At 53.6% G+C, this 23893-nt stretch carries 22 protein-coding genes; 10 read left to right on the top strand and 12 right to left on the bottom strand.

Annotated elements, in window-relative coordinates; all coding sequences use genetic code 11:
* The first annotated feature begins 97 nt into the window (after positions 1 to 97).
* Complete coding sequence (locus tag EDC56_RS11225) at positions 98 to 2416, top strand: AAA family ATPase (RefSeq protein ID WP_123712595.1); 2319 nt, start codon at positions 98 to 100, stop codon at positions 2414 to 2416.
* 8 nt (positions 2417 to 2424) lie between these two features.
* Positions 2425 to 3390 carry a mechanosensitive ion channel family protein gene (locus EDC56_RS11220; protein WP_211333654.1) on the top strand — a complete coding sequence of 322 codons (966 nt, stop codon included), beginning with the start codon at positions 2425 to 2427 and terminating at the stop codon, positions 3388 to 3390.
* Between the two features lies 1 nt (position 3391).
* Here EDC56_RS11220 and EDC56_RS11215 read toward each other — a convergent pair whose 3' ends face one another.
* Positions 3392 to 4069, bottom strand: a complete 678-nt coding sequence (locus tag EDC56_RS11215) for a glutathione S-transferase (RefSeq protein ID WP_211333653.1) — start codon at positions 4067 to 4069, stop codon at positions 3392 to 3394.
* A 230-nt stretch (positions 4070 to 4299) separates the two neighbouring features.
* On the opposite strand from EDC56_RS11215, the gene EDC56_RS11210 reads away from it, so the two are divergent.
* The 3 genes from EDC56_RS11210 to EDC56_RS11200 all read left to right on the top strand — a co-directional run bounded on the left by EDC56_RS11210 (position 4300) and on the right by EDC56_RS11200 (position 8431).
* Positions 4300 to 5634, top strand: coding sequence for a sodium-dependent transporter (locus tag EDC56_RS11210; protein ID WP_123712593.1), 1335 nt, complete (start codon positions 4300 to 4302; stop codon positions 5632 to 5634).
* 110 nt (positions 5635 to 5744) lie between these two features.
* Positions 5745 to 6974 carry a glycosyltransferase gene (locus EDC56_RS11205; protein ID WP_245980683.1) on the top strand — a complete coding sequence of 410 codons (1230 nt, stop codon included), beginning with the start codon at positions 5745 to 5747 and terminating at the stop codon, positions 6972 to 6974.
* A gap of 353 nt (positions 6975 to 7327) precedes the next feature.
* Positions 7328 to 8431 carry an extracellular solute-binding protein gene (locus tag EDC56_RS11200; protein WP_123712592.1) on the top strand — a complete coding sequence of 368 codons (1104 nt, stop codon included), beginning with the start codon at positions 7328 to 7330 and terminating at the stop codon, positions 8429 to 8431.
* A 77-nt stretch (positions 8432 to 8508) separates the two neighbouring features.
* Here the strand turns inward: EDC56_RS11200 and EDC56_RS11195 are convergent, their stop codons facing one another.
* From EDC56_RS11195 to EDC56_RS11185, 3 genes are all read right to left on the bottom strand, one after another.
* A complete protein-coding gene (locus EDC56_RS11195) occupies positions 8509 to 9183 on the bottom strand; it encodes an SDR family oxidoreductase (RefSeq protein WP_123712591.1) in 675 nt (224 codons plus the stop codon).
* Between the two features lie 44 nt (positions 9184 to 9227).
* Positions 9228 to 9791 carry a 1-acyl-sn-glycerol-3-phosphate acyltransferase gene (locus tag EDC56_RS11190; RefSeq protein ID WP_123712590.1) on the bottom strand — a complete coding sequence of 188 codons (564 nt, stop codon included), beginning with the start codon at positions 9789 to 9791 and terminating at the stop codon, positions 9228 to 9230.
* A gap of 100 nt (positions 9792 to 9891) precedes the next feature.
* The gene (locus EDC56_RS11185) at positions 9892 to 10506 is read right to left on the bottom strand and encodes a TetR/AcrR family transcriptional regulator (RefSeq protein WP_123712589.1); all 615 of its coding nucleotides are present in this window, start codon (positions 10504 to 10506) and stop codon (positions 9892 to 9894) included.
* Between the two features lie 161 nt (positions 10507 to 10667).
* Here EDC56_RS11185 and EDC56_RS11180 point away from each other — a divergent pair, with 161 nt between their 5' ends.
* Entirely contained in the window at positions 10668 to 11858 is a 1191-nt protein-coding gene (locus EDC56_RS11180; RefSeq protein ID WP_123712588.1) for an NADH:flavin oxidoreductase, read from the top strand.
* Positions 11859 to 11869: 11 nt separating this feature from the next.
* On the opposite strand, the gene EDC56_RS11175 is transcribed toward EDC56_RS11180, so the two are convergent.
* The gene (locus tag EDC56_RS11175) at positions 11870 to 12496 is read right to left on the bottom strand and encodes an alpha-ketoglutarate-dependent dioxygenase AlkB family protein (protein ID WP_123712587.1); all 627 of its coding nucleotides are present in this window, start codon (positions 12494 to 12496) and stop codon (positions 11870 to 11872) included.
* Positions 12493 to 13371 (bottom strand): LysR family transcriptional regulator, encoded by an 879-nt coding sequence (locus EDC56_RS11170; RefSeq protein WP_123712586.1) that lies wholly within the window; start codon positions 13369 to 13371, stop codon positions 12493 to 12495. The genes EDC56_RS11175 and EDC56_RS11170 overlap by 4 nt, the downstream gene beginning before the upstream one ends.
* Before the next feature lie 189 nt (positions 13372 to 13560).
* Here EDC56_RS11170 and EDC56_RS11165 point away from each other — a divergent pair, with 189 nt between their 5' ends.
* Positions 13561 to 14676, top strand: coding sequence for an S-(hydroxymethyl)glutathione dehydrogenase/class III alcohol dehydrogenase (locus tag EDC56_RS11165; protein WP_211333679.1), 1116 nt, complete (start codon positions 13561 to 13563; stop codon positions 14674 to 14676).
* A gap of 153 nt (positions 14677 to 14829) precedes the next feature.
* Positions 14830 to 15681, top strand: coding sequence for an S-formylglutathione hydrolase (gene fghA / locus EDC56_RS11160; RefSeq protein ID WP_123712584.1), 852 nt, complete (start codon positions 14830 to 14832; stop codon positions 15679 to 15681).
* A gap of 8 nt (positions 15682 to 15689) precedes the next feature.
* On the opposite strand, the gene EDC56_RS11155 is transcribed toward fghA, so the two are convergent.
* The 4 genes from EDC56_RS11155 to EDC56_RS11140 all read right to left on the bottom strand — a co-directional run bounded on the left by EDC56_RS11155 (position 15690) and on the right by EDC56_RS11140 (position 18953).
* Entirely contained in the window at positions 15690 to 16385 is a 696-nt protein-coding gene (locus EDC56_RS11155; RefSeq protein ID WP_123712583.1) for an alpha/beta fold hydrolase, read from the bottom strand.
* A 76-nt stretch (positions 16386 to 16461) separates the two neighbouring features.
* Entirely contained in the window at positions 16462 to 17517 is a 1056-nt protein-coding gene (locus tag EDC56_RS11150; RefSeq protein ID WP_123712582.1) for a PLP-dependent cysteine synthase family protein, read from the bottom strand.
* A 91-nt stretch (positions 17518 to 17608) separates the two neighbouring features.
* Entirely contained in the window at positions 17609 to 18097 is a 489-nt protein-coding gene (gene mobB / locus EDC56_RS11145) for a molybdopterin-guanine dinucleotide biosynthesis protein B (RefSeq protein WP_123712581.1), read from the bottom strand.
* A 7-nt stretch (positions 18098 to 18104) separates the two neighbouring features.
* The gene (locus EDC56_RS11140; RefSeq protein WP_162844160.1) at positions 18105 to 18953 is read right to left on the bottom strand and encodes a DUF3108 domain-containing protein; all 849 of its coding nucleotides are present in this window, start codon (positions 18951 to 18953) and stop codon (positions 18105 to 18107) included.
* A 154-nt stretch (positions 18954 to 19107) separates the two neighbouring features.
* On the opposite strand from EDC56_RS11140, the gene EDC56_RS11135 reads away from it, so the two are divergent.
* Complete coding sequence (locus EDC56_RS11135) at positions 19108 to 20469, top strand: cytochrome P450 (RefSeq protein WP_123712579.1); 1362 nt, start codon at positions 19108 to 19110, stop codon at positions 20467 to 20469.
* Between the two features lie 119 nt (positions 20470 to 20588).
* Here the strand turns inward: EDC56_RS11135 and purN are convergent, their stop codons facing one another.
* Both purN and purM read right to left on the bottom strand, forming a co-directional pair.
* On the bottom strand, positions 20589 to 21257 hold the full coding sequence (gene purN / locus EDC56_RS11130; protein WP_123712578.1) for a phosphoribosylglycinamide formyltransferase: 669 nt from the start codon (positions 21255 to 21257) through the stop codon (positions 20589 to 20591).
* A gap of 2 nt (positions 21258 to 21259) precedes the next feature.
* Positions 21260 to 22330 (bottom strand): phosphoribosylformylglycinamidine cyclo-ligase, encoded by a 1071-nt coding sequence (gene purM / locus EDC56_RS11125; protein ID WP_123712577.1) that lies wholly within the window; start codon positions 22328 to 22330, stop codon positions 21260 to 21262.
* A 355-nt stretch (positions 22331 to 22685) separates the two neighbouring features.
* Between purM and EDC56_RS11120 the strand changes: the two genes are divergently transcribed.
* Positions 22686 to 23846: a DUF2066 domain-containing protein gene (locus EDC56_RS11120; RefSeq protein WP_245980697.1), complete on the top strand. Its 1161-nt coding sequence runs from the start codon at positions 22686 to 22688 to the stop codon at positions 23844 to 23846.
* The last annotated feature ends 47 nt before the right edge of the window (positions 23847 to 23893 follow it).

The following is a 23893-nucleotide window of genomic DNA, read 5'->3' as shown; positions in this document are numbered from 1 at the left end:
TTAATTACAATATCTTAGCCCGTTACTATATTTATAATATTATTGGTCTGGTTTCCGTTATTTTGTGGTGTTACCACAGGGCTTGATAGGGAGTAACATGGTTAAAAATAATTATAAGCTGGTCTGGCCGGCATTTTTATTATTGTATGCAGTTTTCCTATCGCTACCCTGTTTTGCGGATAGCGACGTGCAGTGGCAGTCTCGGCTGCAACAGTTAGAGCGTGAGCGCTTTCCCGAGGCTGGCGTTGATAGTGCTCTGCGTGAAATCTATCGAGATTTGAATCAGAAAATTAAGGCCCTCGATAAGCAAGGTGAGGCGGTGGAGGGCGAGCGCTTACAAGCAGACTGGCAGCAGGTGAGGGCGATCTTGAATGTTCGTGCAGAGTTGTTAGCAACGGGAAGTCACTCGGCAGAGAAGATGCTGGGTTTTGGGCCTGCGGGCGTACGTAACTTGCAACTCGAAATACGTGCCTATCAGGTTCTGTTACGCGTGATTAGCGACCGTAGCCGTACTGGTTGGCAACAATTTAGCGCTGACATGCGGCTATCACCAATACCGCTGATTTATGCGTTGGTGCAGGCGGTGTTGGTTATTGTGCTATTTGTCATGTGGCGCCGTCGCATTGTGCCGCGGCTGAAGGCTTATAGTAAACAGCATTCAGGGAGTGAGCGTCCGATCGGCGCTACGTTGATCTGGTGGTATCTGCGGATACGAAGCCCATTTGAATGGTATGTGTTTTTAACAATCCTATTGGGTATCGTGTCAAGCTTGCTGTTTTTTGTGCCCATGGGGATTGTGACGGGAATACTCGATTGGTTGCTGTTGGGCGCGACGGCTATTTACGCTCTCGACACCCTACTGGGCTATGGGTTTCACGGGGCTAGGGGCGACGATGAGAAGGCGGTACTACGGCTGCGCTCAATCAAGTTGGTCGGTTATGTGGTGATCATCATAGGCCTACTGTCATCGTTGTTGACGTCGTTAGGCCTCGTATGGGGGACCATCGGCAGCTGGTTTTCCGCAGTATTTTGGCTTATTTCACTGCCTGTAGTCGCGGTGCTATTGCGTTGGTGGCGGCCCTATGTGTTCAAAACCTTGCGACGACGTCACTACCGTAAAGCCCCTTTGGTGGGTTGGGCGCTAGAGCATCAGAGTGGTGCGCTTAGCCTCGTGGCCTGCTTGCTTGGTGGGCTCTTTATTGTCATCTATCGGCTCGGTATTTATATTCTGACATTGGTGAATGAGCAGGAGATGGTGCGCACTTGGATGGCTTATCTATTTCGCATCGAGGTTGCGAGACAGTCGGCGAAAGACCGTGATCTGCAGCAGATGAAAGCGTTGCCAACGGAGGCGCTCGCACACTTCGAGCCGAATGTTTTGACGGATTATGTTGATGACAGCATTGCTGTTGATCAGCGCCTTGAGTTGGCGGAGATTTGCCGGGATGACAAGCCAACGATTAGTGTTGTGCATGCGCCGAGAGGGATGGGTCGGAGCAGTTTTCTAACGGCTCTGGCGAAGGATATGCAGGGTGATAAATCAGTGGCTCTTGTACAAACACCCTGCGGTGATTTTTCTACCTTGTTACCTGCCATTGGTGAGGCGCTAGGGCTAGATGCGGCGGCACCGATGCGTGATATTGTCAACTTGTTGAAGGAGGATGAGCCGAGAGTTGTCTTCCTAGATGACGTGCAGCGCTTGATTAAACCAACTATCAATGGTTTGAAAGAGCTCGATCGTCTCGTCCGACTGATGCGTCATAGTTCGGCGGCGGTCTCCTGGGTTATGGCGATAGAGACGTCGTGTTGGCGTTTTGTTGAGCTTGCTCGTGGCGAGCGCTTTATCTTCGATCGTGAAATCACGCTGCCAGGCTGGAATGAGCGGCAGATTGCCGAACTTATTGAGGCGAGAAATAAAGCGGCAGCTATTGACCCTAACTTCTCCGCGCTGGTACTGCCGCGTCAATTGAACCGGCCAGCGGATTCGGAGGTGGAGGCGGCGCTGGGCAGTTACTCGAGGATACTCTGGGAATACAGTAAGGGCAGCCCGGGTATCTCGCTATTTCTCTGGCAGCAATCGATTTTCATCGGTCGTTTAAACGATCTTGGCGAGCCTGATGATCAGTCCGATGAGCAGGTGGTTGTGCGCCTGTTTGATATCCCAAGCACGGCGTCGATAGAATCGATGAGTGTCACCTTGTTGTTGGCGCTGCGGGCGATCATGCAGCTTGAGTGGGCCAGTAAAGAGGAGGTAGCGAGCTGTATCAACCTCAGTAGCGAGGAGGTCATCGATACGTTACGGCGCCTGGTAAGTGGCGGCTATCTAGTGGCCGATGATGGGCGCTATAGTGTGGCTTGGCCCTGGTACCACGCAATAACAACGCTGTTGACCCGCCAGCACCTGCTGCGTTTATAGGTAGAATTATGATGATTAAAAATAATCAGCGCGCCGGACGTCCAGCGTTTTATACACTGTTGCTAACGGTACTGCTGTGCGCCTTCTACAGCCCGTTTAGTTTGGCTCAGGCGGAATTAATCTCTGACGGTGGTGAGGCGATAACGCAGTTTGCAGAGTTGATTCGTTGGTCGGGGGTGATCACTTCATTCTTTATTATTATAATCGCATGGTTTCTACTGCGGCTTGTACATCAGTTTGTGGCGCGCATCAGCAGCCAGTTTGTGCAGCGACGCTTGATGTTGCAGAAGGTTGAAACAATCTTTCAATTCTTTGTCTACATCGCGACGGCTCTAGCGGTGTTTAATTTGAGTTTGCGCGTCGATGATCGTGTGCTCGCCTTGATCGGCGGTACGTTGGCCGTGTCCGTCGGTTTCGCGATGAAAGATTTGGTGGCCTCTTTCATTGCCGGCATTATGATTATGTTAGATCGGCCGTTCCAGGTGGGGGATCGAGTGACATTCGACGGCCAATACGGCGATATTATCTCGATTGGTCTGCGTTCGGTACGAATGAATACGCTCAACGATGATATTGTTACCATCCCCAATAATAAGTTTTTGAGTGAGTCGACAGTCAGCGGTAATTTCGGCGACTTGATGATGCATGTAGGAATCGATTTTCACATCGGTTTAGATCAAGATGTCGAGCTGGCCGAGACGATCATCCATGAGGCGGCGGCGAGTAGTCGCTACATTTACAACCCCAAGCCTATAACTGTGATCGTGTCGCAACAGGTGTTGGGGAGTTATTTAACGGTGACGCTGCGTTTGAAAGCTTATGTGTTGGATACCCGCTATGAGAAGAAGTTCGAGACCGATATTAATCTACGGGTACTGCGTGAATTTCAGCGCCTAGGAGTAAAGCCGCCAGCGGTACTACATCGTAGCCTCGACGAGATAGCGTTGCAGGGCGGACAGAGCGATGAGTCATGAGTTAGTCGGCGGCAGCGACAGGGAACGGTGTTATGGCGTCGCCCTCTTGCCAGGCGGGATACTTCTTCATGATGGCGGTGAATAAAGGACTATCTAGCCAGTTGCTCAACCAATGTTGCAGTTGAGGATAGGGTTGGCGATCAAACCAGCACCTATCGACGTGAGCAAACTGGCGTATGAAGGGCATGATTGCGGTGTCGGCGAGGCTGGCTTGATCGTCGATGAGGAAGCGTGACTGTTGCAGGCGTTGCTCTAGGCTTGCTATAAATAGTTCGGCCTGCTGTCGGTAGTAGGAGGCTTCGTGTTCGGGGTGACGGTCGGCGTACTTGTAGCGGTCTAACCAATACTTAAACTCATGGTCGTTGTGATTAATGAGTCTTTGAATGTCGCGCTGCTGCTCATCGTTGTCGCTCCTTAACCAATTATCTGGGTCGGCTTGGCGCAGTGCCCAGTGCATGATGTCGATACTCTCGGCAACGACAGCCTGATTGGCGTCGACGAGCACGGGAACGGTGGCCTTAGGGGAGGCTGCGAGGAGGGCCGGTGGTTTATGCTTGAGTACGACCTCGCGGAGTTCAAGCGGCCGCTGCAGGTAGCTAAAGCTATAGATAATCGCTAAGCGTGCGCGCATGGCGTAGGGGCAGCGACGAAAACTGTATAAGATAGGAAGCTGGGGCACGACGGAGACACCTAGAAAAGAGCACGGATAGTGTAGATACCCTGCCAGTTGTTTATTTGTAAGGTTAAGGCTGGTTAATATAACATTGTTTGCTTGTAATTCTGTGCTTCTCAATGACGTTAATCAACGTTTGAGGAAGAGTGGAAACTATACTTGAGCAGCTGCATTGCACGCAGGGCAGATAGCTTGTCTGTCAACAATAATGATTCTCATCACAGCGTAGGTTGTTCATGGTAGCAAGAGAAAGATTTACTTCTCGTTTCCGTTTCTTAATGGTCGTGACAGGCTCCGTTGTGGGGTTGGGCAATATCTGGAGCTTTCCTACGCAAACTGCGACTAACGGTGGCATTATTTATGTCGGCGTTTATTTTCTTATGGCGCTGTTTCTTGCCTATCCCGTGTTGATGGTGGAGATGATTATAGGGCGCTATACCGGTGCGAATATATTAACGGCCCTGCAAAGCACTGCCAGAGGACGAGCGAGTAGGTTTTTTGCCGGGATGATTGGCTTTTCGGCGAATCTTGCTGCTCTGATGGTACTCGCCTTTTATTGTATTGTGGCGGGCACGCTGTTGTCTTGGATGGCGGCGAGCTTCTTCTCCATGTTTGATATCCATATTGACTGGTTACATGACAGTAGCTTGAGGCGAAATGTATTGTTTGCAGGCCTATTCATGTTGGCGGCGATACTGATCAGTGGCCAAGGGTTGGTGCGCGGTCTCGAGCGCTGGTCGGTACGATTGATGCCGGGTTTATTGATACTGCTGTTGATCATGGCAGCCTATGTGCTCTCCGAGCCTGGGTCGCAAGAGGGGCTCAAGGCCTATTTAAGTCCAGATGTTTCTCATTTGTACAGTGCTGATATCTATATTTCGGCGATGGGACAAGCATTTTTCTCGCTGTCGTTGGGGATTGGCATCATGGTGATTTACGGCTCCTATCTACAGCCTGAATTTAATCTGCCGAAATTGGGCTTGGGTATTATTCTGATCGATACGGTGGCTGCGTTATTGGCTGGCCTGGTCATCTTGCCTGCCCTCTATGTTGCCTATTATCAGGGGATCAATGTTTTTGACGGTGGTGTGTTGGTGGGCGGCATGGAGTTGGTTTTTGGCATTATGCCGAAGATCTTCGATGGGCTAGGGGCGTGGGGTGCAGTGGTGGCGTTTAGTTTTTATGGCATGTTGAGCGTGGCAGCACTGACCTCGGCGATTTCGGCGCTAGAGGTGCCTGTGAGCTATGCCTGTGAGCGCATGTACTTCGATCGCTGGTTGTCGGTGATCATAATGGCAGGACTTGCTTTTTGTTTTACCTGTCTGATCCTGTTTAATATACGCTGGCTCTTCGAAGGCGTACACTTCCTCACTACTAGTGTTCTTGAACCTGCCGTCGGCTTAGCTTGTTGCTTGTTTCTTGGTTGGGTATGGCGCCGAGATCAGCTGTTGGAGGCGGTGGCTTCGGAGAATGCCGATTTCGCCGAAAGCCTGTTTTGGCGCCTCTGGCCAAGTTATGTACGCTTCATCTGTCCGGTGCTGATTGTCTTAGTGCTGTTTAATAAATGGTGATAAATAGCGTTGACGAAGCACGGGAGCGTTAAATCGCTAATGCTCTTTGCTGCCGTTATCGTGGCTGCGGTGAGGGGGCAGTGTTTGTATTGGTGAGATCAGGTGTTCAGATGATGCAAAAGTTACTTATTATTGGTTATGTTTGGCCGGAGCCGAATTCGTCAGCGGCGGGTACCCGCATGATGACGCTGATAAAGCTGTTTCTCGAGCGAGGTTGGCAGCTGCGCTTTGCCAGCCCAGCACAGCGGGGGGGGCACGAGGTTGATCTTGCTGCGCTTGGCGTGGCGAGTGATGAAATAGCATTGAACAATATTAGCTTTGACCACTATGTGGCTGATTACTCGCCAGATATGGTGCTGTTTGATCGTTTCATGATGGAGGAGCAGTTCGGCTGGCGGGTTGAACAGTGCTGCCCTTCTGCGCTACGCGTGCTGGATACTGAAGATCTGCACTTCTTGCGTGATGCGCGCCATCGGGCGCTTAAGCGGGGGCGTAGCGTAGAGGCTGGTGATTATTGCAGCGATATGGCGAAGCGAGAGGTGGCAGCGATCTTCAGGAGTGATTTAACGCTGATGATCTCCAGTGTTGAATGTGAGTTATTGACGAGCCAGTTTTCGGTACCGCCATCTTTGTTGTTGTATAGCCCCTTCATGTTGCCACCACCACGGCCACTTGAAGCGTTACCGGCTTTTGAGCAGCGCCGTCACTTTATCTCTATTGGTAACTTTCGTCACGCGCCTAACTGGGATGCTGTGTTGCAACTCAAGCAAAAAGTTTGGCCGTTAATTCGTCGTCAGCTACCGGAGGCGGAACTGCATATTTATGGTGCTTATCCACCGAAGAAGGCCACCGAGCTGCATCAACCCAAGCAGGGTTTTTTAGTTAAGGGTTGGGCTGAGGATGCGCAGCAAGTCGTATCAGACAGCAGGGTGTTGTTGGCGCCCTTACGTTTTGGGGCAGGGCAGAAAGGTAAGTTGGTGGAGGCGATGCAGTGTGGTACGCCGAGTGTGACGACGAGCGTGGGGGCCGAAGCGATGGCTAGTCTGGAGGGTTGGCCGGGCGCGGTCTGTGATGACTGGCAAGACTTTGCCGACGCCGCTGTTGCGTTGTACCGAGGTGAGGGCTGGCAGCAAAGTCGCTTGCGTGGGCGGGCGCTGTTGTCTGATCGTTATGATGCGCAACAGCTTGGCGATGCTTTGATGGCGAAAGTCACCGAATTAGCTGCTAGTATAGAGCAGCATCGACAGAGTAATTTCATTGGTCTAATGTTACGCCACCATCACCATAAGAGTACTCAGTACATGGCGCAGTGGATCGAGGCAAAGAATCGACAAAGTTAAGCCCTGCTTGATTGCGACTCTCTTACCATTAGTTTTGTACTGATAATAGCTTGCTTAGTAACGTATAATCTATGTGATGACGTTTATCGTTGGTGTCTGTTTGATGAAATAATAAATTGTATCGCGATCAGTTTGTGGATAATTACTTAAGATGACAAAAAAATACATAGTATATTGCTCGTTAGATAGAGGCGAAAAACAGTAAGTGTTAGGATAGCCTGGCAAGGTTGATTTAGTGGGCTGATATCATGTTTTCTTTGTTAACGTTTTGTACAGGATTGACTTATCACTGGTAAAAAATTGGTAGTCATAGTCTGCCTGGCAGAATAAAAATAAACAGAATAGGTGTGTAGATGTATTTAGTAAGAACAACCATAGCGGTAATGTTATTTCTAACGGGAGTAAGTCAGGCAGCATTTGCTGATGAGCCGAAGCGAGAACTGAACCTTTATAATTGGTCAGATTATCTAGCGGAAGACACCCTAGAGAAATTTACTGCAGAGACGGGCATTACTGTTAATCTCACCACTTTCGAGGAAGAGGAGGAGATGCGCGACGCGCTGGACTCGGGGACCAAGGACTACGATTTGGTGGTGGTGGCACTGGATTATATGGCGAAGAGCTTGATGGCTCAAAAGTATGTTTTTAAGCCTTTAAATAAAGACCTTCTGCCCAATCTGAGTAATATGGATCAGAAGGCGATGGCTTATGTGGGCGAGAAAGATCCGTTCAATAACTTTGGCGTCCCCTATCTTTGGGGCACGATTGGCATTGGCTACGATGCCAAGATGGTCAACAAGATCTTCGCCGGCAAGGCACCGACAGATTCTTGGGCGATGTTATTCGAAGTGGCCAACCTGAAGAAGCTGAGCCAATGCGGTGTTGCCTTTGTGGATAGCCCCGATGAGGTGTTACCGCTCATCATTAACTATCTCGGCGGTGATCCTAACACTGCTGATAAGTCGGTATATTCTGGTATGGCGCAAGAGCGCCTGAATCAGATTGCCCCCTATGTTACCTTCAACACTGATCAAATCGATCCGCTGGTAGAGGGCGAGTACTGCGCGGTGCTGGGTTGGTCGGGCGATGTATTGTACGCGGCAGAGTTGGCGGAAGAAGCGGATGCCCCGGTCGATATTCAATATTCCCTTCCCAAGGAAGGCGCCTCTACCTGGTATGATATGTTCGCCATTCCGAAGAATTCAAGCCATGTCGCCGAGGCACATGAGTTTATCAACTTCATGATGAAACCAGAAATTATTGCCGAGGTGAGCAACTATATTTGGTACCCGAACAGTAACGCTAAAGCCAAACCGTTTATGGATGAAGAAATTCTTAACGATAAGAATATTTATCCAACGGCAGAGATGGCAGATAAGCTATATCTGATCATGGTGGCTTCTAAGCGCTTACATAAGCATCAGTTGAAGATCTGGAATGAGGCTGCTGGAAAGTAGTTTTAGGCTGATAGATCAGTTTGTGAAAGAGGCCCCCACAACAATCTGTTGTGGGGGCTTTTTTTATCTCCTCATTACTACCAAGGAAGCACTTCCCCGTTAGAGTGACGAAACTCGCCGCTGCTCGCCAAGCATTGTTGTTCAAATAGTGTAGCTAAACGCTTCGCGGCGACATCGGGGGAGATGTCACCTCTACCACCGACCATCTCTGTGGCCACATAACCTGGGTGATAGATACCTACGCTGATATTGCGGGGTTTCAAATCCTGCGTCAGCGACATGGATGCAGCATTGAGAGCAGCTTTGGACATGCGGTAGCCGTAGTACTGCCCTGATTCGTTGTCGGCGATCGAGCCCATGCGGCTGGTAATCATCGCGACTTTGCTGCCTGCGGCTAAATTAGCTAGTAGTGCGTGGGTCACCCGCAGCGGCCCAAGCGCGTTGACGGCGAATTGTTGCTCGATGCTATTATAATTCATCTGTTCTAACGACTCGTTCAGAAAGATACCTGCGTTATTGATCAGCAGGTCAATCTGGATGCCTTGTAGTTGTGCTGCCAGTTCACGCACGCTATCGTCAGAGCTGACATCGATGCCTTCTATGACTTGTACGCCGAGTGCTTCGAGAGGCGCGGAGCGGCTGCGGCAGCAGGCGTAGACGCGGGCGCCCTGTTGTTGATAGAGGCGGCTGAGTTCGAGGCCGATACCGCGGTTGGCACCGGTGATGAGGATGTTTAAGGGCTTTGCTTGCATGTAGGTTTCCCCGAAGATTAGATGAGAAGAAAAATGGCTGCTCGTTAAATGCCGGCGTCGTGCTGTGCATCCTGCTGAATGGTGGCGAGACAACTGTCGATATCGTCGATCTGATAGAGTTTACCGACTTTAATTGCCTTGCGGTGATAGTTGAGCGTTACCATGAGTACAGGCACGTCGGCGGTTTTGGCGATGTGTAGGAAGCCGCTGCGCCAGCGCTCGACGTGGGCGCGAGTGCCCTCGGGAGATAGCGCAAAGATCATTTGTTTGCTGCTGGTAAACTCGTCGGCGACTTGTTGGACGACACCGTGATTGCTGCTGCGGTCGACGGGGCTGCCGCCAAGGCGACGGAACAGCCAACCGCTAACGGGGTTGAATAGTGTATGTTTACCGATGAAACGGATGCGCAGCCCGAGTCCGAGGACGAGACAGATGGCGACCGGGAAGTCCCAGTTGGAGGTGTGTGGGGCGACAGCGACGACCATCTTTGCGCGATCCGGCATTGTTCCTTCTAGCTTCCAGCCGGCGAGGGCGAACAAGCGTTGAAATAGCTTCTGAGAGAACTTATTGCCCGCACGAGGCAGGTTAGGAGGGAGAGTCCAGGACATAGGCAGCCAGTATCAGTCATTGTTATTAGAGGGGTTAGTATAACAATAAAAATACTCGTGAGAGGAGCACCCGTGGCACTTCTTTGGCGACGGAACGTGCTTATTGTGGGCTGCTTAATAGTGCGTTGAAGCTGCGTCGCAACAGCGCCTCCGCTTCATTTTTGGCGGTTTCGAAGTCATCGGCCTCGGCAATAAATAGCGCAATCTCGGCAAAGTTGGCGATTAATAATCGACCGATTAACAATCCTTGTCCTCTGCTGATAGGGGGTTGTTGTTGGTCGAGCAGTATAGCGATCTGTTGTTGCGCGCGTAAGGTGACGGCGGAGCTGGACCAGCGTTGGCGCCCCAGGACGCTGGGGCTGTCAAGCAAGACGATCTGTCGGAAAGCGGGGTCGAGGCAAAGCTCTAGGAAGCGGGAGAGCCCCTGATCGAGGGGAGGAATGCTGGCGCGCGGATCGATGCTATCGAGGGCGGTGAGGATACGCGATTCGGTCTGTTCGGTCACGGCGGCAAATAACTTTAGCTTGTTGCCAAAGTAGTGATAAATGGGGCGAATAGTGACGCCGCCGTGTTGGGCGATATCCTCTAAAGAGGTTTGGTGATAGCCCTGGCGTCCAAACAGTAGGCAGGCGCTGCGCAATACTTTGGCGCGGGTCTCGGCGCGACGTTGCGCCTGACTGCGGCGTACCGTCGACGGCGGCTGAGCTGAGGCCATAATGACTCCGTAATCACCGCGGCAATGATGCGCTAGCGGGGCTGGGTTAAGAGGCGCGGCGAGTCAACATTATGGTGACACCGTTCGACATTGACAAATGTAGTTATGTTACATAAGTTGAATCCTAGCACCGAACTAAGAATAAGCACAAGGGTGAGACGATGTCCGAGTACCTGCAAAAATGTTTTTCAACGGCGAAGATTAACGGCTTGTCGTTGCGCAATCGCGTGATCAAGGCGGCGACGTTTGAGGGAATGAGCCGTGATGGCGTGCCCGGTGAGGGGCTGATTAACTTTCATCGTCGCATTGCCCAGGGTGGGGTGGCGATGACCACCATTGGCTATTGCTCGGCGGAGGCCGACGGCCGAGTGACCGATCAGATGCTGTATATGGATGAGCAGATCAAGCCGCAGTTACAGCGGCTTATTGCAGAGGTTCAACAGTGCGGCAGTAAGGTCTCGGGGCAGCTCTCCCACTGTGGCAATTTCTCCAAAAACCGCCAGTTTCAGGGGCGTCGGCCGCTGGGGCCATCGTTTGGTATTAACTCTGTGGGGATTGCCGCGGGAATGCCGTTTGCTGGCTCGCTGAGCATCGCGGAGATTAAAGAGCGAGTACAGACCTTTGCGCGCGCGGCGCGTTTTATGAAAGATACTGGCTTTGATGCGATCGAGATCCACTTCGGTCACGGTTATGGCATCAGCCAATTCATTAGCCCGCGCACTAACAAGCGCACCGACGAATACGGCGGTAGTCTGGCCAATCGCATGCGCTTCGCCTTAGAGGTGCTGGCGGCGGTGCGCGAGGCCGTCGGCGATGATTATCCGTTGCTGGGGAAAATTAGCATGATGGACGGTGTCAGCGACGGCATCAAGATCGATGATGCCGTCGAGATTGCCAAGATGTTGGATCGTGGTGGTATCGACGCGCTGGTTTGCAGCGGTGGTACCAGTAGCATGAACCCGATGTTGTTGTTCCGCGGCGATAGTCTGTTGCACGGTATGATCGAGCAGGAAAAGAACCCCGTCATGCGCATGGGACTGAAGATGGTGGGGCCCAAGTTGTTTCGACATTACCCCTATGAGGACACCTATTTTATCGCCCAGGCGCAGCGCATCCGAGATGCGGTTGCCTGTAACGTGGTCTATATCGGTGGTTGTAATAGCAACCGTGATATCGAGCGAGTGATGGCGGCGGGCTTTGACTTTGTGCAGCTTGGTCGGGGGTTGATTTACGATCCGGACTTTGTTCGCCATGCGATGGCAGATGCGAACTATAAGAATGGCTGCAGTCATTGCAATAAGTGTGCGACGCTGATTGAGCACCCCGACGGCATTCGCTGTACCGAACGGTGACAGCATCTTTGCTAACGGTTATACCCAGGTTGTAACCAGCGGAAGGTGAGGTTGATACGCTCGCCCACTGGTCGCCGTGTTTTGCCGATGGCATGTTGCCAGTGTTGCTGTAGCGGTGCCGTCATCAATAGCAGGCTATTGTGTGGCAAGTCGATGCCGAGGTTGTTGGCCTCGCCGCGTCGATGCTTCAGTAGAAAGCGTCGTGTGGCTCCGAGGCTGTAGGAGGCAATCGTTGGTCGGTCACCCAGGATCGCCTCATCGTCGGCATGATAGCCGACGCTGTCACGGCCATCGCGATAGAGGTTCGCTAACACACTGTTGTAGCGGTAGCCGGTGCGCGTCTCAATACACTCCTTCAACGCTAACAGGCCTGGGCTGAATGGCTGCGGTTGAGTCAGCTGTCGATAGCCGCTGGCAGCGCTGACGCCATAGCTGCCATACCAGCAGGTGAGCCGAGGTTGCTGATGCTGCTGCCCATACATCTGGATTTGCTCTTGCTGCCAGTAGCTGTTTTGTAATAGTTCCTTGAGCAAGGCATCGGCTTGTTCGCTCGGCAGTAGGTTAGGCCAGTAGGTGACCGCACCGTTGTTGTCGAGTAATGCGATGCCCTCGTCGCTAGCAAACAGATCATTGTTCATCTTTGTTCTCCCAGTTCAGCGGCCAAGAAGTCGATGACCACACGTAGCTTGGTCGACAGATGACGATTCTGTGGATAGACGGCCCAGATCCCCTCACTGTGTGGGCGGTGCTGCTCTAACACTCGCATGAGCCGCCCGTCCTCGACGGCGTTGTCGGTATAGTAGTGGGGGAGTTGGGCAATGCCGATGCCGTCCATCGCGGCTCTTGCGACGGCTAGACCGCTGTTGCAGCGCCAGCTGCCGTGGATGCGAAGGTCTTTGCGACGACCGTCGACATCGAAGTGCCAGTGGTCGCTGATGCCGCGCAGGCAGTTGTGCTGATTCAGCTCGTCGATGGTATGGGGCTGACCACAGCGTGCGAAGTACGACTTTGAAGCGACTACATCGAAATGGCGCGAGCCGATGCGCCGTGCCATCAGCGAGGAGTCGGCGAGAGAGCCGAGGCGGATGGCGAGGTCGAAGCCTTCGCTAATAAGCTCGACATTGTGGTTGCTGAGTTGCAGGTCGAGCTCGATATCGGGGTATTGCTGTAATAGTCGGTTGAACAACGGGGCGATGATGCGCTCGCCGTAGTAGATTGGCGCGGTAATTTTGATCAGCCCGCTGGGGGTGGTGTTTAGCTGATTCACCGTCCGGTTGGCATCGAGTAACCCGTCGAGTAGCTGTCGGCATTGCTGGTAATAGATCTGCCCGGTGGCGGTGGTGCTGACTTGGCGTGTCGAACGGTGTAATAGCTTGACTGCGAGGCGTTTTTCAAGCGCGTTGATGCTACGGCTGACATGGGCCGTGGAGACCTGTAGCTGCTGGCCGGCCTTGGTAAAGCTGCCCTGTTCGACCACGCTGACAAATTCGTCGATTCCCTGCCAGGCCTGCATACTCGCTCCTCTATAACTTGATTGTTGCTGTGCTGTAATAGTGTCTTGCTATTTTACTGGATTATCATTGTCTGTGGAATGGTCAATAATGGCGTTATCAGTTTGCAGCAGTTGAACTAAGCTTGCTGCAGCACAATAGCATCTACGATGACGACTAATGATGGAGACAGGCCAATGGCTAAAGAAACAATGAAGACGCGTGCAGCAGTAGCTTGGGGTCCAGGCCAGCCATTGAAGATGGAAGAGCTAGACCTTGAGATGCCTAAAGCCGGTGAGGTGCTAGTGCGCATCGTTGCTACCGGCGTCTGTCATACCGATGCGTTCACACTCTCCGGTGATGACCCAGAGGGAATATTTCCGGCCGTGCTCGGTCACGAGGGTGGAGGGATTGTCGAGCGCGTCGGTGAGGGGGTTACCAGCGTTGCCGTCGGTGACCACGTCATTCCTCTCTATACTGCCGAGTGTGGTGAGTGTAAGTTCTGCAAGTCGGGCAAGACCAACCTCTGCTCAGCAGTCCGCGAGACTCAGGGCAAAGGTTTGATGCCAGATGGCACCAGCCGCTTCTCGAAGGATGGTGAGCCGATCTATCATTACATGGGCTGCTCAACCTTCTCTGAGTACACCGTGCTACCCGAGGTCTCCCTCGCCAACATCAGTAAAGAGGCGCCGCTGGAGAAGGTTTGCCTGCTCGGCTGTGGTGTCACCACCGGCATGGGGGCGGTAACCAATACTGCTGACGTGCAGCCGGGTGACACGGTGGCGGTATTTGGCCTCGGCGGCATCGGTCTGTCGGCGATTATCGGCGCTAAAATGGCCAAGGCGGGGCGTATCATTGCTATCGACATCAACGAAGATAAGTTCGAGATGGCGCAGCAGCTGGGCGCTACCGACGTGGTTAACCCGAAGAAATTCGATAAGCCTATTCAGGAGGTTATCGTTGAGATGACCGACGGTGGTGTCGACTACTCCTTCGAGTGCGTGGGCAATGTGCATCTGATGCGTTCAGCGTTAGAGTGCTGCCACAAGGGGTGGGGTGAGTCGATCATCATCGGTGTGGCCGGTGCTGGTCAGGAGATTGCTACCCGACCATTCCAATTGGTTACTGGTCGAGTCTGGAAAGGCAGTGCCTTCGGTGGCGTTAAGGGGCGCTCGCAACTTCCTGACTACGTACAGCGTTACATGGACGGTGAGTTCGAACTCGACTGCTTCATCACGCACACCATGGCGCTCGAAGACATTAATGATGCCTTCGACCTGATGCATGCGGGTAAGTCGATTCGCACCGTGATCCACTTCGATAAGTAGCTACGGTGTTAAAGAGGGGTTTTGGCCCCTCTTTAACCCTGCCAGCGCTTTATCGCTAAGGTGGTGTGTTTATAGCAGTGCGCTAGCGGTGCATTGCCATCAGTATTCCTGTTTATCGTCTATTCCATTCTACTTAATCAAGGGGCAGCTTCGATGTCTGTATCGTTAGAGCTTCAATCAGCCAACCGCATGTTCGAGGGTTGGCACAAGAAATACCGCCACCGTTCATCGGCGCTTAACTGCGAGATGACTTTTTCGATCTACTTGCCGCCGCAGGTGGACGAAGGTATTAAGGTGCCTGTGGTCTACTGGCTGTCGGGTCTTACCTGTACCGACGACAACTTTAGTCATAAGGCAGGCGCTCAGCGCTGGGCAGCGGAGCTGGGGCTGGCACTCGTGATTCCTGATACCAGCCCGCGTGGCGAGGGGGTGGCCGATGACCCTGAGGGAGCCTATGACATGGGCTTGGGTGCCGGCTTTTATATCAACGCGACGCAGGCACCGTGGAACAGTCATTACAATATGTACGATTATATTGTCAGCGAGTTGCCTGCACTGGTAGAGGATGTGTTTCCGGTTAGCGATCAGCGTGCGATCAGCGGCCACTCCATGGGCGGCCACGGCGCGCTGATGATCGCCCTGAAAAACAGCGACCGCTACAGCTCGGTGTCTGCGTTCGCGCCGATCGTCAATCCGACGCTCTGCCCCTGGGGCGAGAAGGTGTTTGGCAACTACCTAGGCGACGATCGCAGCGAGTGGCAGCAGTATGATACTGTTGAATTGATCAACGCAGGCTACGGCAAGGGTTTACCCATATTGGTCGATCAAGGCAGCGCCGATAGCTTTCTTGAGCAGCAGTTACTGACCGATAATTTGATTGCCGCGGCTCAGCAGCAGAAGCTGGATGCTGAGGTGAGATATTGCGAAGGCTATGATCATAGTTATTTCTTCATGGCCTCGTTTATCGAGCAGCATCTGCGCTTCCATGCGCAGTTTCTTGCCTAAGGAGTCACCTAAGCCATGTCGCTGAGGTCGGCTGGCGAGTGCAGGCAGAAGGCAGCGACGCTGGCTATGGCTTGCTCGATGTTGGTATCGAGGGTGTGGCCCGACTTCACCCGTGGCTTAAATGAGTGGTCGCCGTCGGGCAGCAGCTGGGCGCTGACCTGAGCTGAAAAAGGGAAGCTTTCGATAGCCTCGCGGCCGCCGAAGCTATCGCGTTCACCCTGGATGATCAGCGTTGGTAGTCGTATCTCGGCGAGATGTTCGCCGCGATTGACCTCGGGTTTACCGGGGGCGCAGAAGGGGAATCCGAGGCAGATGACGCCATCGACACCGCGATTGGGCTTGTATTCCGCGGCTAACAGACTGGCTAGGCGGCCGCCCATGGATTTGCCACCGATGAATAGTCGTCGGCTCGAGTAATGTTGTTGTACATGATTGATTAGCTGTTGAAAGGCGAGCATCGCCTTCGGCGCACGATCCGGAGGATACTTGCGGCCATCGAGTCGGCGCTTGGCCATATAGGGAAACTCGAAGCGGATCACCTGAATACCATGGCTGGCAATACCTGCGGCCACCTGCTGCATAAACTCATGATCCATGCCGGCGCCGGCGCCGTGGGCGAGGATCAGCGTAGTATCGGCGTCATTGGGGCCGTCAAAGCGCAGATTTTTGGTGATGTCTGGGGGCGGTAGTGGCGTTTTGGTCATTTTGTGCTCGAGGAGAAGAAACTTTCAATTATAGGGTGAGCGCGGTAAACAGCTGTCTGCCGCGAACTCACGGGTCTCACACTGCGGGCAAGATACCGGTCTTAGTAAAGGATTCTAAGGCAGTGTTATAGGGGCTTAAATCCATCTGCTGATCGCGCACCCAGTCGTCATTGTAGTAGGTGTTGGTGTAGCGTTCGCCACCGTCACAGATGAAGGTGACGAGGCTGCATTTCTGCCCCTTCAGCTCACTGGCGAGCTGCAGGGTCGCCCACAGGTTGGTGCCGGTAGAGCCGCCGCATTTGCGATGTAATATACCCTCGAGGAAGCGCACGCAGGCAACCGAGGCAGCATCGGGAACTTTGATGCTGCGGTCGATCAGCTCGGGGATAAAGGAGGGCTCGACGCGGGGGCGGCCGATGCCCTCGATGCGAGAAGGTGTTGGCTGGGTGATGTCGCGACACTTAGTCTCGGCGGCCTGATGAAACACGGAGTTCTCGGGGTCGGCCAGGCAGAGCTGTGTCGGCAGCGTGTGGTAGCGAATAAAACGACCGAGGGTGGCGGTGGTGCCGCCGGTGCCGGCGCCCATGATCAGCCATTCAGGGATTGGGTTGGGCTCCTGGCTCAGCTGCGCGAAGGTCGACTCGGCGATGTTGTTATTGCCGCGCCAGTCCGTGGCCCGCTCGGCGTAGGTGAACTGGTCCATGTAGTGGCCGTTCATCTCCTGAGCTAGGCGGCGGGATTCGTCGTAGATGGCGCTAGGCTCGACCAAGTGACAGCGGCCGCCATAGTGCTTAATCATCTCGAGCTTTTGTGGTGAGGTCGATTTTGGCACGACGGCGATGAACTCAAGCCCCAGCAGGCGAGCAAAGTAGGCCTCGGAGACGGCGGTGCTGCCGGAGGATGATTCGATAACGGGGGTGTTCTTGCCGATCCAGCCATTACAGATGGCGTAGAGAAAAAGCGAGCGCGCTAGGCGATGCTTAAGGCTGCCGGTAGGGTGACAGGACTCGTCTTTTAGATAGATATCAATATCCCCGAGGCCCCCCATCTCTAACTTGATCAGGTGGCTGTCGGCCGAGCGGTTATAGTCGGCATTGATCTTCTGTACTGCTTGATTAACCCATGCGCGCATCGCGTTGGCTCCTTGGTTTTTGCTGTTATCGTTAGCTTGTTTGCTCGAGGAGGTACTGTGTCGGGCTGACTCAGTGTGTCCCCATCTGTATCTAGAGATCGGCGGCGAGCAAAAAGTCGGCGATCTGTGTGGCGTTGTTGAGGTCGAGTACCGGTACGGGACAGTTTTCTATCGGTTGGTCTGAGGCGACGGCAATGATGTTGTTGATCTTGCCGGCAAGCAGCTCTTTCTGCATATCGGGGCGGAAGACTAAGATCTTGGGGTGATGGTGGAGCTTGTAGCCCTCGACCAGTAGCACATCGACGGGGCTGATACGTTCTATTACCTCGTCGAGTTCCGGTTCATTCTCCTGTTCGTGAAAGATCATCCAGCCTTTGTGGGTGGCTAGGATAACTTCGTTGGCGCCGGCCTTGCGGTGCAGGTAGCTATCCTTTCCGGGTTGGTCGATTTCGACATCGTGGTGGTGGGTGTGTTTGATGGTCGAGACAGACAGTCCTCGCGCCTTGATGTCGCTGACTAACTTGCAGACCAGTGTGGTCTTGCCGCTGTTTTTCCAGCCGATGATGCCGATGGTTTTCATAATTTCCCTAGTGCTTGGCGGCGGTAAGTCCGGTCATCTGTTGACCGTCGACGACCGCCTCGGATAGCAGTATGTCTTCGCACTGTTTCTGCTCGCAGTGGCTGATCTTGAGTATCATGTAGTGCCAGTCTTTTGCCAACCAGATGATGTTGTTTTCATCGTCATCTTTACGGCGTTCAAACTTAACGGCGTTGAAGCGACCCAGCGGTGTGGTAATGACCTCTTCGCCCAGGTAGTCGATGAGGAAGTCGTCACGCAGGCGCTTGCGGTCGGCGATGGTATAGCGTTGTTGGCCGAAATTATCGCCGAGACGCTGGGCATCGCGACGCAGTGCCAGCTGGTAGTTGAGTTTGTCTAGGCTCTGTGGCGTGATGGCATAGCGGTAGTCTCTGCCTTTGTAGCGGCTGATCACGCTCTGTGCGCTCCAGTTCCACTGTTGCTCTATCGATTTATTGGAGCCAAGACCTTTGCGCTGCTGCTGGTAGCTGTTGGTCTTGAGTTGGCCGTCGCTGTTGAGCTGGAAGCGACTTTCCTCGGTGATGCTATAGAACATCACCTCGCTGTTGTTGAGCAATTGATACTGGTTGTTATCGAGCTGCTTTAACTGCCGTTTGGCGGTGATGTCGAGCCCCATCGCGTGGGTTTGATAGCTGGCGCTGTATTCGACAATGTCTAGAGTTCTTGCTGCCTCGTCGGCATGCGCTTGTAGAGGTAGGCTGAGGGCCAGGGCGCTATAGCAAAGTGATAGTATGTGTCGCAGGCGGCTGGGCAAGATGAGGGCCTCATTAGCGGTTTGTTGTTTTAAATGCGCAATAACCAGTGTACAGAAAATAGCGCGAATAGGGCTTTGATCCACATTATTGGAGTCGTGGAATTCTGCTCGTGCAAAAGGGGGAGGCGGGTTGATAATCCCATCATGATTTGATCGCAGGAGCTAGTTGACTCGTGCTAGGTTAAAGTTAAAAGGTGACAAGCACAATAAAAATAACAGCACAGTAGAGGGTGGTTAAATGGCAGAGGCAGTGACTATCGATAAGGAATATCAAACGGCCCCCGACAATCGGGACCTGAGTCATATTCCCGGGGCTGATGGGCTTCCCTATATCGGCAAGGGGCTTAAGTTTATCTTCAGTCTCGATACCTTGGCACAGCAGCATTACGATAAGTTCGGTGAGGTGTCACGCGTTCGTGCGCTCAATCAGGCCTGGTTGATGGTGTTGGGAGCGGATAATTGGCAGCGAATTTTACTGGATAGGGAAAAGAACTTTTCGACCAAGAAAGGCTATGAGTCGTCTCTTGGCGATTTTTATCCGGATGGTTTGTTGTTGCGTGATCATGATGAGCACAAGCTGCAGCGCCGCCTGTTGCAGAAAGCATTCAAAACGCAGGCGATGAAGGGCTATATCACGCAGATGACGCCAGTGTTGCAGCGTAAGATTGCCGCGGTGGATGTATCCCAACCCTGCCTCTTCGGACCGATGGTGAAGGACGCCCTGCTCGATGTAGGGGCAAAAATCTTTATTGGTATGGATGTTGAAAACGACGATACCGCAAGGCTTAACAAGGCCTTTGTCGACATCAATCATGGGCTGCTGGCGCAGGTGAAATTCGATATTCCAGGCACCAGCTTTGGCCGTGGCAAGCGTGGAATGCGGGCGCTGCACAGCTTTTTCAGGGATGAGATCCCGCTGCGCCGAAAAGGCTCTGCGGAAGATATGTTTTCACATATGTGTCGCGAGCAGCAGGATGATGGTCGCTATTTTGATGATTGGGACGTCATTGCCAATGCGGCTTTCCTGTTGTTTGCCGCCCACGACACCACCACCAGCACGCTCAACAGCATTATGATGTATACGACGGCACATCCGGAGTGGCAGGAAAAGATGCGGGCCGAGGTTGAGGCGTTGGCTAAAGACGAGCTCGATTACGATGACCTGGATAAGCTGGTGGTGATTGATCGGGTGTTTCACGAGGCGATACGGCTCGTGCCGCCGGCACCGATCGGTACGCGGCGCACGATTCGGGAGTGTGAAATGGGCGGATATACCATTCCCGCGAATACCAAGGTATTTATTCCCTTCCCGTTTAATCATCGCGACCCGCGTTACTGGACTGAGCCGTTGCGTTTCGACCCCGATCGCTTCTCGCCAGAGCGGCAAGAGCACAAGAATCACCCGTTCTGTTACCACCCTTTCGGCGGTGGGGCGCACAAGTGTATCGGCATGCATTTCGCGGCGATGTTGGTGAAAGTGTTTATGTTTCATTTCCTGAAGCACTACCGTTACCGTACCCCGGAAGATTATCAGCCCAAGCTACAGTGGGCACCGCTGCCTAAGCCGACTAAGCTGCCGCTGCTGCTCGAGCGTATCTAGATGAACATAACGCTGATGTGGACGAGCAAGGAACTGTAGTTTGTAAGCAATAATTCGTAAGCATTAAAAAGGAGCCGAGAGGCTCCTTTTTAATGTGTCGATGAGGCCGGGCGCCCTTGCTAGTCGAAAGCCTGTCCCGTAGCGGGCAGTGCTTTGTCATCGAGCTGTGCGCACTCGCCATCGAGACGCAGGCGCCCCTCGCTGAACCAGGCGGCAGCCATCGGGTAGATGATGTGCTCCTTGATCAGCACGCGAGCGGCGATAGCATCGGCGTCATCTCCGGGCAGGATGGGGACGCTCGCCTGAACGATTGGCGGACCACCATCAAGCTCTTCGGTGACGAAGTGGACGGTGCAGCCTGAGCTCTCATCACCGGCGTCGAGGGCGCGCTGGTGAGTGTGCAGGCCGGTGTACTTCGGCAACAGTGAGGGGTGGATATTCAGTAGGCGGCCGAGGTAGTGGCGGGTGAAGGAACCGGTCAAAATACGCATGAAGCCGGCGAGAATCACTAGGTCGGGCTCGAAGGCATCGATCTTCGCCATCAGTGCACGATCGAAGCTATCACGATCGGCGAAGGCTTTATGATCGACGACAGCGGTGCTGATGCCGGCCTTGGCGGCCCGCTCGAGCCCGTAGGCATCGGCGCGATTACTGAGCACGGCACAGACTTCGAACGGGTGCTCGGCGTCGCCGGCCTTGTCGATAAAGGCCTGTAGGTTGGAGCCGCTACCGGAGATGAGGACGACGAGGCGGCAGCGCTTCGTCGTGCTTGCGGTGGTTGTCGTCAAGATTAGGCTCCGACGAGTTCGACCGCTTCTTCACCATCGGCGAGGGCGGCAATTTCACCAATCTTCCATGCCTGCTCGCCTTCGGCGGCCAGCATTTCGAGCGCCTTATCGGCCTCGTCGCTCGGTACGCAGATAACCATGCCGACGCCACAGTTGAAGGTGCGGTACATCTCGACGGCATCGACGTTGCCGTTTTGCTGTAGCCACTGGAAGAGCTCAGGTAGCTGCCAGCTATCGGTATTGATCACCGCCTTGGCGCCATCAGGTAGGACGCGCGGGATGTTTTCAAGTAGGCCGCCGCCGGTGATGTGAGAGAGCGCGTGCACGTTCTGTGACTTAATCAGCTTCAATAGTGACTTCACATAGATGCGGGTCGGCTCCATCAGTACCTTCGATAGTGGCTGTCCGTCGACCTGCTGTTGTTCTAGGTCGACACCGCTAACCTCGATGATCTTGCGGATTAACGAGTAGCCGTTGGAGTGCGCACCGGAAGAGGCGAGGGCGATCAAGCTGTCGCCGACGGCGACCTTGCTGCCATCGATGATCTCATCCTTCTCGACCACGCCGACACAGAAGCCAGCGAGATCATAGTCATCGCCTTCGTACATGCCGGGCATCTCAGCGGTCTCGCCACCAACGAGGGAGCAACCAGAAAGCTCACAGCCCTTGCCGATGCCTTCAACTACAGAGGTAGCGGTGTCGACGTTGAGGGCGCCGGTGGCGTAGTAGTCGAGGAAGAACAGCGGCTCGGCGCCAAGGACGATGAGGTCATTGACACACATGGCCACAAGATCGATGCCGATGCTGTCGTGAATACCAGTGTTCAGTGCTAGGCGAAGCTTGGTGCCGACGCCGTCGGTGCCGGAGACCAGTACGGGCTTGCGGTAGCCGCTGGGGATCTCACAGAGCGCGCCAAAGCCACCGAGCCCAGCCATGACCTCTGGGCGACGGGTGCGCTTGGCGACCCCTTTAATACGCTCGACCAGCGCGTTACCCGCATCAATATCAACGCCGGCGTCTTTGTAGCTCAAAGAAGGAGTATTGCTGTTCGAAGGAGTCTTGCCTGAAGTCATTGGATTGTTGTCCTGATCAAGGGGCCTGAATTAAGGCGCGCTATTCTACCATCACGATCTCGCAATAGACACCGAGATTTCGACGAAAAAGCCTATATTATCAGTGCGAAAAGCTGTCTGTTCGGTTAGCTTTTTACTGTTTTGGCGGTTTTGACGCAGGTCGCAATATAGAGCGGTTTCATAGGATAATCTTGTTAATGCGCGGGGTGTGCTGCCGTGCCGAAAGAATGTTGTGTTACTATCAATGGTTTATTGAATTCCGGCTAATAGTCGCGGTGATCGCTATGCTTAATAGCGAGTACGTAGTAGATAATTTTGAGCGAGAAAGCGGATGAGGACGGCTGTTTTGAAACAGATGTTGAAGGGCGTGAAGGCCAGTATGTTGTTGGTCTTGGCTGTGATGACCTTGGTATTGTGGGCGACAGGCGCGACTGCGGCGCCGGTGAACGGCTTATTGGACGCCAGCGTGGTGGTTGCTGATCAGAGCACAGAGAATCGTCAGCAGGCTTTAAAAAAGCTTCTTGGCGACGTGTTGGTTCGCTATTCGGGCTCGACCAAGGTGTTAGCCAATGGTGCGGTGAAGGCGGCGCTACTGAAGCCACAACACTACTTAAATCAATACCAGTACAAGCTTGTCGACGACGCAGAGGGCGCAACGCAGACGCTATTGGTTGCCGACTTCCAGGCGAGACCCATCAATGATCTGTTACGTCGTGAACAGCTGCCGGTGTGGTCGGCCAATCGGCCGAGCATTGTACTGTGGGTGGTGATCGATGATGACACTGGGCGCAAGATTGTCAGCGATAGCAACCGCCCCGCCTTTGCGGCAGCACTGAAAGAGAATGCTGTGCGTCGTGGCCTGCCAGTCTCCCTGCCAATCTATGATATGAGCGACCTGATGCAGGTTTCCAGCGATGATGTTTGGCAGGTACAGCAGCAGGAAATTGCCAAGGCATCAAAGCGCTATGACGCCGATGCGCTGTTGGTTGGTCGTGTTATCGCTACTGCCGAGGGCGGTTGGCGCTCGAGCTGGTCGTTGAGCAGTGGTGAGCTGCGGACCAGCTTCAGTAGTGAAGGTCGTGACTTTTCTGCACTGTTGGCGCCGGTGATCGATCAGACTGCCGAGCAGTTGTCGAGGCAGTATGCCATCGTCGCCGGTGTTGATAGCGGCGAGCAGCTGCAACTGAGTGTTAGCGGACTCGATAGCTTTGCCGACTATAGTGCGGCGATGCTCTACCTGCGCAGTGTGGCGGTGGTGAAGAGCTTGACGCCGATATTGGTGCATGGCGACAGCGCGGTCTTCGCACTCAAACTTAGTGGTAGTGAGGAACAGTTGTGGCAGGCCATCGCCTTGAGTAATCAGCTGCAGGCGGTCGCGGCGGCGTTACAACCGCCGGCGCAGCCGAAGCCGCAACTGGCTCCGGTTGCCAGCGGCGCAGATGCCTCGCTGGCAGTCGAGCCGACAGCGGTACAGAAGCGTTTAATTGCCCCGGTACGTTACTTACGTTGGCGGTGATAGTGTTGCCGGCGCTGAAAGTAGCACAGTGACTCAGCAACAGGATA

The sequence above is a fragment of the Sinobacterium caligoides genome (assembly GCF_003752585.1).
GTDB classification, from domain to species: Bacteria; Pseudomonadota; Gammaproteobacteria; order Pseudomonadales; family Sinobacteriaceae; genus Sinobacterium; species Sinobacterium caligoides.
Note: the sequence above shows the minus strand (reverse complement) of the source record. Positions and strands in the feature narration are given on the sequence as shown.

Coding starts and splice junctions, on each gene's coding strand:
- EDC56_RS11220 (WP_211333654.1), top strand. CDS start 2,425: ATGATGATTAAAAATAATCAGCGCGCCGGACGTCCAGCGTTTTATACA.
- fghA (WP_123712584.1), top strand. CDS start 14,830: ATGTCTGTATCGTTAGAGCTTCAATCAGCCAACCGCATGTTCGAGGGT.
- EDC56_RS11120 (WP_245980697.1), top strand. CDS start 22,686: ATGTTGAAGGGCGTGAAGGCCAGTATGTTGTTGGTCTTGGCTGTGATG.
- EDC56_RS11155 (WP_123712583.1), bottom strand. CDS start 16,385: ATGACCAAAACGCCACTACCGCCCCCAGACATCACCAAAAATCTGCGC.
- EDC56_RS11195 (WP_123712591.1), bottom strand. CDS start 9,183: ATGCAAGCAAAGCCCTTAAACATCCTCATCACCGGTGCCAACCGCGGT.
- EDC56_RS11225 (WP_123712595.1), top strand. CDS start 98: ATGGTTAAAAATAATTATAAGCTGGTCTGGCCGGCATTTTTATTATTG.
- EDC56_RS11150 (WP_123712582.1), bottom strand. CDS start 17,517: ATGCGCGCATGGGTTAATCAAGCAGTACAGAAGATCAATGCCGACTAT.
- EDC56_RS11190 (WP_123712590.1), bottom strand. CDS start 9,791: ATGTCCTGGACTCTCCCTCCTAACCTGCCTCGTGCGGGCAATAAGTTC.
- EDC56_RS11175 (WP_123712587.1), bottom strand. CDS start 12,496: ATGAACAATGATCTGTTTGCTAGCGACGAGGGCATCGCATTACTCGAC.
- EDC56_RS11135 (WP_123712579.1), top strand. CDS start 19,108: ATGGCAGAGGCAGTGACTATCGATAAGGAATATCAAACGGCCCCCGAC.
- EDC56_RS11180 (WP_123712588.1), top strand. CDS start 10,668: ATGTCCGAGTACCTGCAAAAATGTTTTTCAACGGCGAAGATTAACGGC.
- EDC56_RS11205 (WP_245980683.1), top strand. CDS start 5,745: ATGATGCAAAAGTTACTTATTATTGGTTATGTTTGGCCGGAGCCGAAT.
- EDC56_RS11200 (WP_123712592.1), top strand. CDS start 7,328: ATGTATTTAGTAAGAACAACCATAGCGGTAATGTTATTTCTAACGGGA.
- EDC56_RS11170 (WP_123712586.1), bottom strand. CDS start 13,371: ATGCAGGCCTGGCAGGGAATCGACGAATTTGTCAGCGTGGTCGAACAG.
- EDC56_RS11210 (WP_123712593.1), top strand. CDS start 4,300: ATGGTAGCAAGAGAAAGATTTACTTCTCGTTTCCGTTTCTTAATGGTC.
- purM (WP_123712577.1), bottom strand. CDS start 22,330: ATGACTTCAGGCAAGACTCCTTCGAACAGCAATACTCCTTCTTTGAGC.
- EDC56_RS11165 (WP_211333679.1), top strand. CDS start 13,561: ATGAAGACGCGTGCAGCAGTAGCTTGGGGTCCAGGCCAGCCATTGAAG.
- mobB (WP_123712581.1), bottom strand. CDS start 18,097: ATGAAAACCATCGGCATCATCGGCTGGAAAAACAGCGGCAAGACCACA.
- EDC56_RS11185 (WP_123712589.1), bottom strand. CDS start 10,506: ATGGCCTCAGCTCAGCCGCCGTCGACGGTACGCCGCAGTCAGGCGCAA.